This window comes from Sphingobium yanoikuyae (genome assembly GCF_034424525.1).
Taxonomy (GTDB): domain Bacteria; phylum Pseudomonadota; class Alphaproteobacteria; order Sphingomonadales; family Sphingomonadaceae; genus Sphingobium; species Sphingobium yanoikuyae.
Genome location: NZ_CP139979.1, coordinates 3,195,310 through 3,211,091, shown reverse-complemented (window position 1 = coordinate 3,211,091; position 15,782 = coordinate 3,195,310). Strand labels below are relative to the sequence as shown.

Here is a 15,782-nt window from a genome sequence, read left to right as displayed (position 1 = left end):
TTCACAGCAAGATACGTGCCAAAATTAACCATCCAGTTTCATGAGCGATGCGCCGCCGTCATCCATCTGCTTGGCGGTGTCGATCATCTTGATCTGGGTTTCCCAGGCGCGGCTGGCCTCGATCATCTGGACCAGCGCGGCGGTCGCGTTGACGTTCGATCCTTCCAGCGATCCCGATGTGACGGTCGCGATCGGATCTTCGGGCAGGGCGCCGCCATTCACTTCGCGGAACAGCCCGTCGGTGCCCTTGGCGATGCTGGAACCGGCGGCATTGACCAGCTTCAGCTTGTCGACCTGCTGCGGATTGGCCGGATCGCCGCCCTGGGGCACGCCCCAGATGCTGCCATCCTGGGCGATCGACACGCTGTCCATCTGGGGCAGGGTGATCGGGCCGCCCTGGCCCAGCACAGCCAGGCCGTCGCCGGTGGTCAGCAGGCCGCTGTCATTGACCTTCAGGTCGCCACGGCGCGTATAGGCTTCCTGTCCGTCCGGGGCCTGAACGGCGAGCAGTGCGTCGCCGTTCATTGCCACGTCCAGCGGATTGCCGGTTTCGGTGACCGCCCCCTGCGCCATGTCGGCGGCGATCACCTGTTCGGAGGCCTGGGCTCGGGTATCGAAGGTATCGCCCTTGATCCAGCGCGTCTCGGCATTGGCGATTTCGGCGCGAAAGCCGACCGTGTTGGCGTTCGCGAGATTGTTCGCGATCGACGCCTGGCGGGCCATCGCACCGCGCATCGCGGTCAGTGCCGTGTTGACGAGCCGGTCCATGGGCTACCCCTTCTACCCTAAGCCTTAGCTACGGATGTTGACGATGGTGGTGGTCAGCGTGTTGGCCGCCTCGATCGCCTTCGAGTTCGCCTGGAAGTTGCGCTGGGCAGCGATCAGCTGGACCAGTTCGTCGGTGATGTCGACGTTGGAACGTTCCAGCGAGCCCGAGTTGACGGCGCCGAACATGCCCTGGTTGGGCGTGCCGATGATCGCGCTGCCGCTCTCCACGGTCGAGGTCCAGTGCGCGTCGCCCTGCTGGCGCAGCCCTTCCAGGCTGTTGAACGATGCCATCGCGACCTGGCCCAGATAGACGGTCGAACCGTCGGCATAGATGGCCGACACCAGGCCGTCCTTGCCCACGCCCACGCTGGTCAGCTGCGCGCCATCGGCCTCGCCCTTGTAGGTGGTCGGGATCTGCAGGTCGGTCAGGTCGTTGGGCGTCGTCGAATTGGTCGGCGGGGTGGTGATCTCGCCGGTGTCGGGGTCGACCGCGAACACCTGGATGCGCGAACCGGTGGTGTCGACGGCATAGCGGTCATTGTCGACCGAGAAGGCGCCGTTGCGGGTATAGCTGATGGTGCCGTCTTCGCCCTTCACGGTGAAGAAGCCTTCGCCCGAGATCGCCATATCCAGCGTCTTGTCGGTGGTTTCGATCGTGCCCTGGGTGAACTGCTGGGTGATGCCCTGCACGCGCACGCCCTGGCCGGCGACCTGGTGGGTGGTCTGCATCGGCGCAGCGGCGAAGATGTCGCCGAACTGGGCCTTGCTCTTCTTGAAGGCGGTCGAGTTCACGTTGGCGACGTTGTTCGAGACGGCGGACAGGTCGGCCTGTGCGCCCTTGAGGCCGGAAAGCGAAACATAGAAGGACATGGCGTAGCTCCTTGGGTGAAAAGGATGGGTGAAATTACATCAGGCTGATCGCGTCGGTCGGCGCATAGCTGCCGAGCGCGGTGATCAGTTTGGAGGAGGAACCGTCGGCGGGTGACTGGACGGCGGCGATGGTGGCCCAGGTCGCGACCTGGCTGGTGGTGCCGCCATTGACCTTGACCTGCAGGGCGGAGGAGGAAACGGTCTCGCCCGCATCATCCTTGCCGTCCCAGTAGAAGGCGACTTCGCCGGCGCTCTGCGCGCCCAGGTCGATCGACTTGACGACATTGCCGTCGCCATCGACCAGGTCGACGCTGACAGCATCGCTGGCGCCGCTCAGCGTAATCTGGCCGGCATAATAGCCGCTGGAATCGGGCACCGCGACATTGCTCTGGACCAGCATCGACTTGCCGATCCAGCTGGCCGCATCGCCAAGCCGCGTGCCGCTCAGTTCCGAAGCCAGGGACTTCAGCGACTGGTTCATTTCGGCAATGCCGGTCGACTGGGTGATGGTCGCCATCTGCGACACCATCTCGGTATTGTCGACCGGTTCGAACGGATCCTGATACTGCATCTGCGCGGTCAGCAACGTCAGGAAGCTCGACTGGTCCATGGTCGCGCTGCCCGTGCCGACATTGGCATTCGGGTTGTAGACCGAAAGGCCTGCGCTATCGGTGACGGTAGACGTCGTCGTCATTTGCCGATCCTTATGGTTTCGAGCATCAGGGATTTGGCGGTGTTGAGCACCTGCACATTATTCTGGTACATGCGGGCGGTCTCGATCATGTCGACCATCTCCGCATTGCTATCGACCGCCGATTCCCAGACATCGCCATTGGCGTCGGCCAGCGGATGATTGGGGTCGTGGCGCTTGGTCGGTTCCGCATTGGTGGTCACGACATTGGCGACCTTGACCGTCGACACGCCGGGGCTGTCGGTAACCGACTGGAAAACCGGCTTGATCGCGCGATAGGCTTCGGCCGCGCTGCCGGTGACATTGCCGGCATTGGCCATGTTCGATGCGGTGGCGTTCAGACGCACCAGCTGCGCGCTCATGGCGCGGCCGGCGATGTCGAACACATTCATGGGGCCTGAACCGCTCATGCTCATTCTCCCTTCAGCGCGCGGTTGATGGTGTTGATGCGGCCCTCCAGGAAGGAGAGGGTGGTGCGATATTTCACCGCATTTTCCGCAAACAGGGTCTGTTCGGTGCTCAGTTCGACGGTGTTGCCGTCAAGGCTGGGCTGCAACGGCACGCGATAGCCCATGGCATCGTCCACCGCCTGGCCGACATCGGCCGGGCCGCGGTCGCTCTGGGCGGTCGCTTCCTTGAGCGCGGCATCGAAGTCGATGTCGCGCGCCTTGTAATTGGGGGTCGAAGCGTTCGCGATGTTGGACGCGAGCAGGGACAGGCGCTGCGAGCGAAGCGCCAGCGCCTTTCCATGGATCCCGAACAAACCGTCTTCCAGCGACATTTCCCGTCAGTCCCTTTTTGCCCATTCGGGCCTAAAGCTTTCGATCGTCCCGCCGTTCTCCTGCCTGATGGCGTTCGATGCGAGCGATCCAGCCGGATATCCGCAAGGACCGTGCCAATTTGCGTGGGTGACGCAGGATGGCGCGGCAAACTGCCGGAAATCCGGGCTTTCGCGGCATCGGGCGGCAAGGGCGGCAAAAATTTGCCGGGTGGCGGCAATCTTTTGCCGCCCGGTCAGGATGGCGGAACGGAAGGTGGCATGATCGGGATTTTGGCGCATCTGTTCGATCCGCTCACGCTCGCCGCGATGCTGGGTGGCGTCGCGGTCGTGGCGCTGGCGCAGAATGGCGTCCAGGCGGTCGGTCGGGCCTGCGTGGCGCTGCGGCCTTTGCTGCGCGCCGATCCGCTGCGCGACCGGGATGCGGCGCGCACGGCCCTGCTCCAGATCGACCAGGTAGCCCAGTTGCGCGGCCTGATGTGCATCGACCGCGTGAAGAGCGACAGTGGCTTCATGGTCGATGCCGCGCGGCGCCTCGCCAATTGCGATCGCGTCGAACAATTCGAAACCTGGGCGTCGCAGGCGCTGGCCGATCGGGCCCAGCGCCACGCCAGCGTGCGCAACGTCTGGCTGTCGGTTGCCGATGCGGCGCCGGCGCTGGGCATGGCCGGCACGATCATCGGGCTGGTCGGCATGTTCGCGGCGATGGATGATCCGTCCGCGCTTGGTCCTTCCATGGCGCTTGCGCTGCTCACAACCCTTTATGGCGTGGTCATCGCCAACCTGCTCGCCGCGCCGATCGCCGCGCGGCTGGCGACCCTCTCCGAACAGGAACTGGCCTGGCAGCAGGAGGCGGTGGCGCGCATGCTGGCGATCGCACGGCGCGAAAATGCGCCGTTGCGCCGCGCATCGATCCGCGAAGTCGCATGACCGCGCCCGCAATCCCATCGGCAGCAACGGCGGCCCGGCGCAATCGCTGGGCCGTCAGCTTTGCCGATCTGCTGATGCTGCTGCTCGGCTTCTTCGTGCTGCTCCAGGCGACCGGCAGCCAGCGCCGCGATGCGATGCTGGCCGAGGTCAGTCGCCAATTTGGCGGCCGCCCCGCCCGCACCGCGATCGAACTGCGCGCGGCAGAGCTGTTTGCGCCGGGCGAGGCGATGCTGACGCCGCAGGGGCAAATGCGTCTGCGCGCGGCGGTGCGGCCCTACATGCAGGATGACCGCATGATCGAACTGCGCAGTCAGGGGCAGGACCGGGCGCGACAGCGTTTCGACGACTGGGATCTGGCGGCGGCGCGGCTTGGCGCCGTGGCGCGTGCGCTCAAGGCGCAGGGCATAGGCGGCGATCGGCTGCTCATCCGCGGCCTGGATCAGGCGGACAGCGCCGACGGGCAGGGGCAGCTGATCCGCATCGCGCCGGGTGAGGCCGTGAAGTCCTGATCCTCAACTGGCACGGTAATTGCTTTTAACCATGGCGAAAGTCCGCATTTTCGGAGAAACGCCGTGACCAGACCCGTCCAGTTCCTCGCCATTGCCCTGGCCTGCGCCGCTGCGCAGCCCGCGCTGGCGCAGCAGAAGTTCGAGAATCTGGATCGCATCGACAGCCTGGTCGCGATGACCGTCGGCGCGAACATGGGTGAGCCCGGTGGCCCGCTGGCGCCGGTCGATCGTCGCCTCCGCCTCGCCGCCTGCCCGACCACGCCCAGCGTCGAAGGGCCGATCTTCGGCGCCGCCATGGTCAAGTGCGATGCACTGGGCTGGCGCATCCGCGTGCCGCTGGTCGCGGGCGCCGCCGCAGCTGCCTCCGGTCCGGTCGGCCGCTATGCCCCGGCCGCGCGGCCGGTCGCCAAGCAATCGGTCGTCAAACGCGGCGATCCGGTCCAGCTCATGGCTGGTAATGCCAGTTTCAGCGTATCGCGCATGATGATCGCCGATGAAGATGGCGCAATTGGCGAGACGATTCGCGTGCGCGAAGACAAGAAGTCATCGCCTGTACTTGCCCAGATCGTGGACATGGGCGTAGTGCGCATTCCGGGATTTAATAATTTTTGAACTTGTCCGTTATAGCGTTCAAGGGACGAGTGAAGGAATGAACCAATGATCAACTCAGTCGGCCAGAGCATCAGTTCGGCAATCGAGGCTAACCGCTTGCGCGAAGGGGGCAAGACCCGCGCCGCATCGGCAACCGGATCGACCGGCACCACCGCGTCGGCATCGACGTCGGCCAGCCCGGCGGCGCGCATGGCGGCCGAAGGCGCGCCTGTCGACATGGACCGCATCGCCGCCATCAAGGCTGCGATCGCTTCGGGCAATTACCCCGTCAACCCGTCGGTGATCGCCGACCGGATGATGGCGCTCGATCTTCCCGCCTAAACAGGACATTCCTTCATGCCCCTCGGCCTTGCTGCACTGGATGGTCTCTTCGCCGCCTTTGACGACCTGCGCGCTGCGCTGGACGGCAATGATGCGGCCGCGATCGAAGCTGCCAGCACCAGGGTCAGCACGGCGGCGGCCGCCGCCCGTGCGATCGGCGCCTGGCGTTCCGAACCCGATGTGGTCGAACGGCTCAACCGCCTCCTGCCGCTGATCGAAGCGGCGCGCGTCCGCACCAATGTGCTGGCGGACTATACCAGCCAGCGACTCGCGATCCTGACCTCCAACGGCGCGCGCAATGCGCCGCTCACCTACGGTCGGCGCTGACAAAAATAAATTTTGCTTTCGGGCTAAAGCGGCGCCAATCGGCGCCGTTTTTCGTTTTACGCAGAATCTTGTTTAACCGCGTTAACCAAATCTTGGCACAAGCATTGCTCTAATAGCCCACGGTACCAAATGGGGATTGTGGGTCAGTGTCGGCACTTGCAGACATTTCAGCAACGGGAGCTTCGGCCGGTAATCGCGTCACCAACGCGATTGCGATGGCGAGCCGCCGTACCGGCGTGGACTTCTCCTACCTGCTTGGTCAGGCCAAGATCGAATCCAGCCTGAACCCCAGCGCGCGTGCCGCCACCTCTTCCGCCACCGGCCTCTATCAGTTCGTCGACCAGAGCTGGCTCGCCGTCGTCGACAAGCATGGCGCCGAATATGGGCTGGGCTGGGCGGCTGACGCGATCAGCAAGGGCAGCAATGGCCGCTATTATGTGTCGGACCCGGACCTGCGCCAGCAGATCCTGGACCTGCGCAAGCATCCCGAGACCGCCTCGGTCATGGCGGCGGAACATGCCGCCGACAACAAGGCCTATCTGGAAAGCCGCCTGGGCCGTGAGGCCGAGCCGGTCGATCTCTACCTCGCCCATTTCCTGGGCGTGGGTGGTGCTTCCAAATTCCTGTCGATGAATGATCGCGCGCCTGGCGCAACGGCTGCCTCGATCTTCCCGGCGGCGGCCCGCGCCAATCGCTCGATCTTCTATGACAAGCAGGGCAATGCCCGCAGCTTCGCCGATATTCGCGATCGCTTCGCCAGCAAGCTGCAAAAGGGTGTCGATTCGATCGGCACCGGCAATGTTCAATATGCCGATGCTTCGTTGCCCAGTGGCGCGAAGACCGTCGCTCCCGCCGATTATGTGCGGATCGAAACCCAGCGCCTTGCGACCCAGGCCGACGTCACCGTCCGCCCGGAACCGCAGACCGCGCGTCTCGCCTATCTCATGCTCGCCACCCTCGGAAGGTAACGGCCTCTCATGACTCCCACCCAAGTCAAAGCGAAGATCTGGATGAGCGCCGCCAAGGGGGCGGTGTTGCCGTTCGCCACGCTGATGGTCGTGCTGTTCATGATGGTGCCGGTGCCGGCGGTGATGCTGGACATCGGCTTCATCACCAACATCATGATCAGCCTTGCCGTGCTGATGGTGGCGTTGAACGCCGCCAAGCCGCTCGACTTTTCCAGCTTCCCGACGGTGCTGCTGTTCGCGACCCTGCTGCGCCTGGCGCTCAACGTCGCCTCGACCCGCGTCGTGCTGGTGTCGGGCCATGAGGGTTCGGACGCCGCGGGCCAGGTGATTGAAGCGTTCGGCCACTTCCTGATCGGCGGCGACTATGTCGTCGGCATCTTCGTCTTTGCGATCCTGATGATCATCAACCTGGTGGTCATCACCAAGGGCGCCGGCCGCGTGTCGGAAGTGTCGGCGCGTTTCACCCTGGACGCCCTGCCGGGCAAGCAGATGGCGATCGACGCCGACCTCAATGCCGGCCTGATGACGCCGGAAGAAGCCAAGCTGCGCCGTGCCGAAGTCGCGACCGAGGCGGATTTCTACGGTTCGATGGACGGTGCGTCCAAGTTCGTGAAGGGCGACGCGATCGCCGGCATCCTGATCCTGGCGATCAACATCATCGGCGGCATCATCCTGGGCGTGGTCAGCCATGGCCTGGCGATGGGCGATGCGGCCCAGACCTATATCCTGCTCGCCATCGGTGACGCGCTGGTCGCGCAGATCCCGGCGCTGCTGCTGTCGATCGCCGCCGCCTCGATCGTGACCCGCGTCAAGTCCGAACAGGATCTGTCGGCGCAGGTCGCCGGCCAGTTCGGCACGGGCAAGGCCTGGGTGCCCGTGGCCGCGATCCTCGGCTTCCTCGGCATCCTGCCGGGCATGCCGCATCTCATCATCCTGACGGCCGCCGCCATCGCCGGTGGTATCGCCTGGCAGCTGCGCAAGGCCGGCCAGCGCAAGGCCGCCGAACCCGAACCGGTCGCCCCGCCGCCCAACCCGGCCATCATCGAATGGAACGACGTGTCCGATGGCGCGATCCTGGGTCTGGAGATCGGCTATGGCCTGATCGGCCTGGTCGACGAGCGCAAGGGCGCGCCGCTGATGGCTCGCATCACCGGTATTCGTCGCCAGCTGTCGAAGGAACTGGGCTTTGTCGTGCCGATGGTCCGGGTGAAGGACAATCTGGCGCTCGAACCCAATCAGTATCGCATCACCATCGCCGGCGTCGTCGTGGGCGAGGATGATATCTGGCCCGACGATCTGCTGGCGCTGGACAGCGGCATGCTGGAAGGCACGGTCGCCGGTCGCCCGGCCAAGGATCCGACCTTCGGCCTCGACGCCGTCTGGATTTCCCCGGCCAAGCGCAGCGAGGCGGTGGTCGCCGGCTATACCGTCGTCGATCCGCCGACGGTGGTCGCGACCCATCTCAACCAGCTGATCGCGATGAATGCGGCCGAGATGTTCGGTCTGGACGAAGCCCGCAAGCTGCTCGACAACCTGAAGGATGTCGCGCCGCAGCTGGTCGACGGCCTGACCCCCGGCACGCTCAGCCTGACGCAGATTTCCGCGCTCTGCCGCGCGCTGCTGTCGGAAGGGATCGCGCTCAAGGATTTCCGCCGCATCTGCGAGGCGATGGTCGATGCGGCCCGCCCCGACATGAACCACGAACAGCTTGTCGAAGCGGTGCGCCAGCGCATCGGCGCACTCATCATCCAGGGCCTCGTCCCGGTGAAGATGCCGCTGCCGGTCATCACCCTCGACGGCGATCTGGAAGCGATGCTGGCGCAGGCGATGCGTGTCGCGGGCGACGCCAAGCATCCGATCGAGCCGAGCCTGGGCAATCGCATCGTCGAATCGGTCGTGCATGCCGCCCGGCCGATGCTGGGCCAGGCGCGCAATTTCGCCATCGTTACCTCGCCGGTCGCGCGCCGCGCGCTCGCCCGGCTGTTCAAACCCCATCTGCCCGAGACCCCGGTGCTGTCCTTCCTGGAAATCCCGGACGGCAAGGGTGTCGAGGTTGTCGCCGTCGTCGGTGGCGAGCAGCGTCCCACGCCCCGGCACGATCCGCTGCCGCGTGAACGCGTCGCCTGAGGAGACTGACCAATGTATATGAATAAGGTCGCTGCAGGCTCGGATGTCCTCACCTATGGACGGGCAGGGCTTGCCAATTCCCCCGAACAGCTGGCGCGCCGCTACATGCCGCTGGTGCGCAAGATCGCCTGGCATGTCCATGGCCGCGTCTCCAGCGCGATCGAGGTGGAGGATCTGCTGCAGATCGGCATGGTCGCACTGGTGGAATCTGCCAACAGTTTCGAGGATCGCGGCCTGGGCTTCGCCTCCTATGCGCAGCTGCGCGTGCGCGGCGCGATGATCGATCATCTGCGGCGCCATTCGACCCTGTGCCGCTCCGCCATGGCGACCCGCAAGAAGCTGGCCGCCACCCGTGCGAAGCTGGAACAGAAGCTAGGGCGGACGCCGCTGGAAGCGGAAATGGCCGCTGAACTGGGCATGGATGCCGCCGACTATCGCGAGGCGGCCGATGGCGCCGAGATGGTCCAGCACACCAGCATGGACGAGGTCTATTCCGACCAGTCCATGTGGTTCGCCGATGTCGAGGATCGCGCCGACGACATCATGGAGCGCGAATCGCTCAAGGGCGCGCTCGCCAAATGCATCGGCGAATTGCCCGAGCGCGAGGCGCTGGTGCTGCAACTCTATTTCGTCGAGGAACTCAATCTGGAGGAAATCGGCCAGACGCTGGACATTGGTGCCGCGCGCGTGTGCCAGATCAAGAAGTCGGCGCTCGACAAGCTGCGCGGCAAGCTCAACGACTGGAACTGACCAGCCCGCGCGCCCGTCAACCGTCGTTGGCGGGACGCGATACCGATGCCTTGCGACCCGGAACCGGCCAGCGGAAACGCAGCGGCCGGTAATTCTGTGTCCGCCACCAGGGTTCGGGCACCTGGAACAGGCCGCTATTTTCCGCCCGCTGGCCCAGATCCTTGCGTGCGGTCAGCGCGGCCAGGATGGGCGCGGCGAACAGGCCGGCCAGCACCGGGCTCATCCAGCCGATCGCATTGGCGCGCACCGCCAGCACGGCCAGGCCGACGCCCAGCAAGATATGCCATTTGAACAGCCAGATCGCGCCCAGGATCGCCATGCCGTCGCGGTCGCGGGTCTGGCCGTTCCAGCTCGCCTTGCGGCCCATCAGGATGGAAAACAGGTTGATCGTCTGGGTCAGCATCGCGACCGGCGCCATCAGGATTGACAGAAGGATGTCGGCGATCACGCCGCGCGTCATCCGCACTGCGCCGCCAAAGCCGATCCGCCGCGACGGGTCGGCCATGGCCCAGCCGATCGCCAATATCTTGGGACCGAACAGCAGCACGGCGGTCACCGTCAGCAGCGTGCTGGACGGCAGCACGGCGGCCGGCGGCCAGACGCCGGTGGCGACGCCGCCCAGCACCACCAGCATCATCGCCAGCCATAGCGGCGAGGTGCAATAGGCCGATGCGCCGACGAACAGCTGGAATCGGCTGACCGGGTGCAGCCCCTTGATCTTCGCCAGCAGCGGGACATGCTGGATATTGCCCTGGCACCAGCGACGATCGCGGGTGAACAGGTCGGGCATGGCCGGCGGAAATTCCTCGAAACTGTCGTCGGCGGTGACCATGTGGACGTCCCAGCCGCGCCGGCGCAGCAGCGCCGCTTCCAGCATGTCATGGCTCAATATATGGCCGCCAAAGGGCGCACGCCCCGGCAGTTCGGGCAGGCCGCAGCTTTCGGCGAAGGCACGCACCCGGACGATCGCATTATGGCCCCAGAACATGCCTTCGGACCCGGCCCACCAGATCATGCCGGCGGCCGAGATCGGCCCGAACAGGCGGCTGGCAAATTGCTGCCAGCGGGCGAACAGCGTGGCGGCGCCCATCACCGTCGGGACGGTCTGGATAAGGCCCAGATGCGGGTGGCGTTCCATGTCGACCGACAGGCGCGCCATGGTCTGGCCGCTCATCACGCTGTCGGCATCCAGCACGATCATATGGTCATATGCGCCGCCGAAACGGGTCACCCACTCCTCGATATTGCCTGGTTTGCGGCCGATATTGCGGGCGCGGCGGCGATAATGGACCGGGCGCGAGAAGGCCTTGCGCATTTCCAGATAGGCCTTGCGCTCGGTCTCTCCATTTTCCGGGTTGGAATCCGACAGGATGAAGAATTCGAAGCGCTCGCCACCCATCACCTGGGACAGCGATCGTTCCATGATCGACAGGCGGCCGAGCACGCCCAGGAAATCTTCATTACAGACCGGCAGCAGGATCGCGGTGCGCGCCTTGAGCGGTGTGCGGTCGCGCGGGATATAGGGGCGAACGCCCTTGCCCTTGCCGACCGTCAGCAGCAGGAAGCCGATCGCGGCGGTGGCAAAGCCGAAGGCGATCCAGGCAAAGAGCGGGATGAACAGGGCAAGATAGACGCCCTCCCAGAAGGAAATGCCGTCCAGGCCGATCGACCGGCGCATCTCGTGCGCGGCAAGCGCGGCGGGCAATAGCGCCAACAGCACGACCAGCAGCCGGCGGGCCCACAGGTCGATGTTCAGCGGCCGATGGATCCGACCCGGTGCGGTCGCGAAATCCTGCACCGGCATGGCAAGCGGCGCCTCTGCCGGCACGCTTTCGAACGCTCGGACAAGCGCTTGCGACCCCGTGGCCCCATCGGCCACGTTCGTGCCTCCTGTCGATGTCATGTCAGACCCATTCCTGGTTAACCCGAGCGCTAGAACCTTTCGCTACCCGCGTGGTTCCCTTCATGCGCCTATCGGATAATGCACATATTCACTGAACGCGCGATTGCCAGAGCGAAGTTGGACCCGGATATCCGCCGCCCTGTCGCCCGATTTGCGGATGTCGATCGCCACGCGATACAATCCCGCCTGGCCCAGCACCGGATATCCGCCCTTCTTGACGATTGTGCCATTGCCGATATCGGTCCACAGTTCGGGCTTCGCATCGGCGGGCAGGCCGGCAAAATCGATCACCAGTCGTTCGACCCCGGCTTCGTCGCCACGACCGCGCCAGACCGCCTGCACGATCGCCAGATTGCTGCCGGCGGGTGCCCGGTCCGCGGTCCAGTCCAGGCGATAGGCGGCATCGATCCGGCTGCCGGGACGCACGGCCTTGGCCGGCGTCCAATAGGCGCAGACATTGTCGGTATATTCGCTGTCGGTCGGGAAGGTGTAGAGCCGCACCTGTCCCGCGCCCAGCGGCGCAGACGGGGTCGCCCATAGCGAGGGGCGACGGTCATAATAGACGCCGTCATCCTGATAATGGTCGAAATTGCGGTCGCGCTGCAACAGGCCAAAGCCCTTGGGGCTGGTTTCGGCAAAGCCATCGACGCGCGGGACGGACGGGTTCACCAGCGGCCGGGCCTGCGCGCTGCCATCGGCACTGGCGATGGAGAGCAGGTCGGAATCATGGATTTCGGGGCGCCAGTCGGTGCCCTTGGTCCGGTGCGCCTCGTCATACCAGAACATGCTGGTCATCGCCATCAGCCCCAGTTCGGGGATCGTCCGGCGCGGGAAGAGGGCGGCGGTCACGTCCTGCGTCACCCCCTTGGGGCCAAGCCGGTTGACGAAGCGGAAGGCACCGGTGATCGAAGCCCCGTCCAGCAGGGCATAGACGGTGACGCTGTTGTCGCCGGTCCGCTCCAGCCAGAAATGGGTGAAGCGGGGAAATTCCTCCTTGCCCGGAATGCTGGTGTTGATCGCGATCGCGCGGGCGGACAGGCCGAACTGCTTGGTCGGGCCGGGCGCGCGGAAATAGCTGGCACCCAGGAAGGACAGCCAGTCGCCGTCGCGCCTGGCATTCATGATGCGGAAGCCGGCATAGCCTGCGTCCGGGCCAAGGTCCGCGACGGCATTGCCGTCGGGCGTCTCGAACATGGCCGGATCATAACGCAGCGGCGTCGCCACGCCCTTGTCCACCAACGCGATCTGCACCGGCTGCTGGGCCGTGCCGCTCAGCGGGAACAGGCGGACGCCGGTATCGCCGGGCAGGTCGCCCCAGATCGTCTTCTCGTCGCGGAACCGGGCCTGGTGCATCTGGTCATAACCGACCTTGGCGGCGACCGGATTGGGCGGGGTTTCGGCAAAGGGGCTGCGCGCCAGCTTCTGCGCCATGGCGATGATGCCGTCCCACGAGAAACGGTCGTTTCGGGTCTGGGAAAGGGCAGGGCGGGGGAGCAGCAGCGCTGCGCCCGAAGCAGCGATCAAGGCGCGCCGGTCGATCATGGTCATGCGTCCATCATGGGTGCTGATCGCGGCATTGCAAGATGTGCCTGTAATCAAACGCGATGAAGCCCCCGCCCGGGGGGACGGAGGCTTCGAATTTGGCCGTTTGATCGAAGGTGTTACCCCCGGCACGGTGGGGACTGTTGATGTGCCGGGGGTGACATGGCGGGTTGCCGGTGACCAATACCTCAACCCGTCATTTTCGGTGTCTGATCCGGATTACTGGATCAGCTTCATGACGTTCTGCTGGCTCTGGTTGGCCTGGGCCAGCATCGCGGTCGATGCCTGGCTCAGGATCTGGGCCTTGGCGAGCGCGGTGGTTTCGGTCGAGAAATCGGCGTCTTCGATGCGGCTCTTGGCGTCGGTCAGGTTGGTGACGTTCGCGGTCAGCGTGTTGACGGTCGATTCCAGGCGGTTCTGCACCGCACCGAGATTGGCGCGCGAGGTGTCAACAGCCTTCAGGGCGTCGTCATAGAGATCCAGGGCGGCGCCGACATCGAAGGTGGTGGCCGTGACGTCGAGGGCGGTGGTGGCCGCACCAGCGGCGGTCACCACAGCGGCGACATCCGCGTCACCCTGCACGTCGCCCAGGTCGATTTCGATCGCGTCGCTGGAGTTGGCGCCAGCCTGGATGTTGATCTTGCCGTCAGCGGCGGGGCCGGCCGAACCGTCGAACAGCTTGATGCCGTTGAAGCTGGTGTCCGTCAGAACCTTGCCGATCTGGGTGGCGAGCTGGTCGATTTCCGACTTGATGTTGCCCTTGGCGGTGGCGTCGTTGGTGTCGTTGCCGGCCTGGACGGTCAGTTCACGCATGCGCTGCAGCATGTTGGTGACTTCGCCCAGTGCGCCTTCTGCGGTCTGCGCCAGGCTGATGCCGTCATTGGCGTTGCGGATGCCCTGGGTCATGCCCTTGATCTGCGAGGTCATCGACGAAGCGATGGCCAGGCCAGCGGCGTCGTCCTTGGCCGAGTTGATGCGCTTGCCGGTCGACAGGCGCTCCATGGCGGTGGACAGAGCCTTGCTGGAGGCGGCCGAAGCATTGGTGGCCCGCAGCGCCGACGAGTTGGTTCCGATAACAGTCATGATATTCCCTTTCCGTTCATCAGGTCGCTGTCGTCTGACGCTTGCGGCCTCGAAAGGGGATAACGGCGGGCCGCGAAAAGCTTTTAGGGGGCGATGCGATTTTTCTGGAAAAAGACGGAAAAACAGCCCTCTACGCGTGCGCGTATATATAGAGTGCGATTTTTCTGCCGGCGGAGCGGAAAAAAATTGCCGGTCACCGGCAAGTTAATGGCCGCGTTAACCATCTAATAACCACGCTGGCGTAAATTTAAGTCATCGAAGGGGGTAGGGGCGTGCGGGGGCACAAACCTGCCAAGACACTGGGGACAGTTCATGTCATCGCTTGACGTGAGCCGTGGGGTCTGCGCGCTCGTTCCGGGCTTGCAGCACTGGCTCGAAAATGCCTTGTACACGGTGCGGATCGTGGATGCGCAGAGCCCGCGTGAGCGGGATAGCCGCCGCGTCCTTCTCGCGACCGAGATCGGCCATGCCACCCATCGCGATATCCTCATCAACCTGGTCGACGGCAAGCCGTCGCTGGTGCCGGCGGCCAATGGCCTGCCCGCCCGCGTCGCCTTTGGCCTCGAAGACATGGGCTTTGCCTTCGCGCTGATCGCCGAACTGGCCCGTCCGGCTTCGGTGCCGGCGGTTGGCGATGCCGCCAGCGCCCGCCTGATGACGCTGGCCGGCCGCGTGGCCCGCAGCGATGCCACCGTCCTGATCCAGGGCGATACCGGCACCGGCAAGGAAGGCATGGCGCGCTTCCTTCATACCCAGTCCGGCCGGGTCACCCATGACTTCATCGCCGTCAACTGCGCCGCGCTGCCCGAAACCATGATGGAAGCCATGCTGTTCGGTCACAAGAAGGGCAGCTTCACCGGCGCATCCAATGCTTCGGACGGCCTGTTCCTGGCCGCGGACGGCGGCACCCTGTTCCTCGACGAAATCGCGGAGCTGCCCCTCGCGCTCCAGGCCAAGCTGCTGCGTGCCCTCCAGGAAGGCGAAGTGCTGCCGGTCGGCGCCACCCATCCGGTGCCGGTCAATGTCCGCATCGTTGCCGCCTGCAACCGCAATCTGGCCGACGAAGTCGCTGCCGGTCGCTTCCGCGAAGACCTTTACTGGCGCCTCAATGTCATGGCGCTCGAACTGCGCCCGCTGGCCGAACGTCCCGGCGACATCGCCGCGATCGCCGCCGCCATGCTGCTGCGCCACCAGGATGCCGGCAAGGACGGCTTTGTCTGGCCGACCGCCGCCGCGCTCGACAAGCTGGCCGCCCATCGCTGGCAGGGCAATGCCCGCGAGCTGGGCAATGTGCTGCAGCGCGCGCTGGTGCTGCGCGACGGCGAGCGGATCGAGGCCGACGACCTGCATGTCGCTGGCGCGCCGCAGCCGCTGCGTATCGTTTCGGCCGCGCCGGTGGCCGCAGTCGCTGCCGCGCCGGCCGAACCGATCCGCCTGCGCGACGTCGCCCATCATTCCAAGCTGGAAGCGATCCGCACCGCCCTGCGCGAGACCGATGGCCATCGCGCCGCCGCCGCCCGCAAGCTGGGCATTTCCGAACGCACGCTGCGCTATCGGCTCGCCGAGATGCGCGAGCTGGCTGCGGCATAAGGAGGGTTAGGGC

The 15,782-nt window shown here is 65.3% G+C and carries 17 protein-coding genes; 9 read left to right on the top strand and 8 right to left on the bottom strand.

All coding sequences use genetic code 11. The annotated features are described in order from the left end of the window. Positions 1–24 precede the first annotated feature (24 nt). From U0025_RS14885 to flgB, 5 genes are read right to left on the bottom strand one after another with little or no spacing between them, the layout of a single operon-like run. On the bottom strand, positions 25–768 hold the full coding sequence (locus U0025_RS14885; RefSeq protein WP_004208209.1) for a flagellar basal body rod protein FlgF: 744 nt from the start codon (positions 766–768) through the stop codon (positions 25–27). Positions 769–792: 24 nt separating this feature from the next. After that, positions 793–1,638, bottom strand: coding sequence for a flagellar hook-basal body complex protein (locus U0025_RS14880; protein WP_004208208.1), 846 nt, complete (start codon positions 1,636–1,638; stop codon positions 793–795). Positions 1,639–1,672: 34 nt separating this feature from the next. After that, a complete protein-coding gene (locus U0025_RS14875; RefSeq protein WP_004208207.1) occupies positions 1,673–2,332 on the bottom strand; it encodes a flagellar hook assembly protein FlgD in 660 nt (219 codons plus the stop codon). Then, complete coding sequence (flgC, locus tag U0025_RS14870; RefSeq protein WP_004208206.1) at positions 2,329–2,739, bottom strand: flagellar basal body rod protein FlgC; 411 nt, start codon at positions 2,737–2,739, stop codon at positions 2,329–2,331. Before flgC ends, U0025_RS14875 begins: the two co-directional genes overlap by 4 nt. Before the next feature lie 2 nt (positions 2,740–2,741). After that, the gene (gene flgB / locus U0025_RS14865) at positions 2,742–3,110 is read right to left on the bottom strand and encodes a flagellar basal body rod protein FlgB (protein ID WP_004208205.1); all 369 of its coding nucleotides are present in this window, start codon (positions 3,108–3,110) and stop codon (positions 2,742–2,744) included. A gap of 258 nt (positions 3,111–3,368) precedes the next feature. Here flgB and U0025_RS14860 point away from each other — a divergent pair, with 258 nt between their 5' ends. The 8 genes from U0025_RS14860 to U0025_RS14825 all read left to right on the top strand — a co-directional run bounded on the left by U0025_RS14860 (position 3,369) and on the right by U0025_RS14825 (position 9,651). After that, on the top strand, positions 3,369–4,037 hold the full coding sequence (locus tag U0025_RS14860) for a motility protein A (RefSeq protein WP_004208204.1): 669 nt from the start codon (positions 3,369–3,371) through the stop codon (positions 4,035–4,037). Then, on the top strand, positions 4,034–4,546 hold the full coding sequence (locus U0025_RS14855; protein ID WP_004208203.1) for an OmpA/MotB family protein: 513 nt from the start codon (positions 4,034–4,036) through the stop codon (positions 4,544–4,546). Before U0025_RS14860 ends, U0025_RS14855 begins: the two co-directional genes overlap by 4 nt. A gap of 63 nt (positions 4,547–4,609) precedes the next feature. Then, positions 4,610–5,158 (top strand): flagella basal body P-ring formation protein FlgA, encoded by a 549-nt coding sequence (locus U0025_RS14850; protein WP_004208202.1) that lies wholly within the window; start codon positions 4,610–4,612, stop codon positions 5,156–5,158. A 45-nt stretch (positions 5,159–5,203) separates the two neighbouring features. Beyond that, complete coding sequence (flgM, locus tag U0025_RS14845) at positions 5,204–5,479, top strand: flagellar biosynthesis anti-sigma factor FlgM (protein WP_004208201.1); 276 nt, start codon at positions 5,204–5,206, stop codon at positions 5,477–5,479. 15 nt (positions 5,480–5,494) lie between these two features. Beyond that, positions 5,495–5,806 carry a hypothetical protein gene (locus U0025_RS14840; protein WP_004208200.1) on the top strand — a complete coding sequence of 104 codons (312 nt, stop codon included), beginning with the start codon at positions 5,495–5,497 and terminating at the stop codon, positions 5,804–5,806. Positions 5,807–5,952: 146 nt separating this feature from the next. Next, on the top strand, positions 5,953–6,774 hold the full coding sequence (locus U0025_RS14835; protein WP_004208199.1) for a hypothetical protein: 822 nt from the start codon (positions 5,953–5,955) through the stop codon (positions 6,772–6,774). A 9-nt stretch (positions 6,775–6,783) separates the two neighbouring features. After that, positions 6,784–8,901 (top strand): flagellar biosynthesis protein FlhA, encoded by a 2,118-nt coding sequence (flhA, locus tag U0025_RS14830; protein WP_004208198.1) that lies wholly within the window; start codon positions 6,784–6,786, stop codon positions 8,899–8,901. A gap of 12 nt (positions 8,902–8,913) precedes the next feature. Continuing rightward, positions 8,914–9,651, top strand: a complete 738-nt coding sequence (locus U0025_RS14825; protein WP_004208197.1) for a FliA/WhiG family RNA polymerase sigma factor — start codon at positions 8,914–8,916, stop codon at positions 9,649–9,651. A 16-nt stretch (positions 9,652–9,667) separates the two neighbouring features. Here U0025_RS14825 and mdoH read toward each other — a convergent pair whose 3' ends face one another. The 3 genes from mdoH to U0025_RS14810 form a co-directional block, all read right to left on the bottom strand. Beyond that, positions 9,668–11,554, bottom strand: coding sequence for a glucans biosynthesis glucosyltransferase MdoH (gene mdoH / locus U0025_RS14820; protein ID WP_037490449.1), 1,887 nt, complete (start codon positions 11,552–11,554; stop codon positions 9,668–9,670). A 60-nt stretch (positions 11,555–11,614) separates the two neighbouring features. Beyond that, entirely contained in the window at positions 11,615–13,102 is a 1,488-nt protein-coding gene (locus U0025_RS14815; RefSeq protein ID WP_037490447.1) for a glucan biosynthesis protein, read from the bottom strand. A 213-nt stretch (positions 13,103–13,315) separates the two neighbouring features. Then, positions 13,316–14,179: a flagellin N-terminal helical domain-containing protein gene (locus U0025_RS14810; RefSeq protein ID WP_004208194.1), complete on the bottom strand. Its 864-nt coding sequence runs from the start codon at positions 14,177–14,179 to the stop codon at positions 13,316–13,318. A gap of 312 nt (positions 14,180–14,491) precedes the next feature. Between U0025_RS14810 and U0025_RS14805 the strand changes: the two genes are divergently transcribed. Continuing rightward, complete coding sequence (locus U0025_RS14805; protein ID WP_004208193.1) at positions 14,492–15,769, top strand: sigma 54-interacting transcriptional regulator; 1,278 nt, start codon at positions 14,492–14,494, stop codon at positions 15,767–15,769. Positions 15,770–15,782 lie beyond the last annotated feature (13 nt).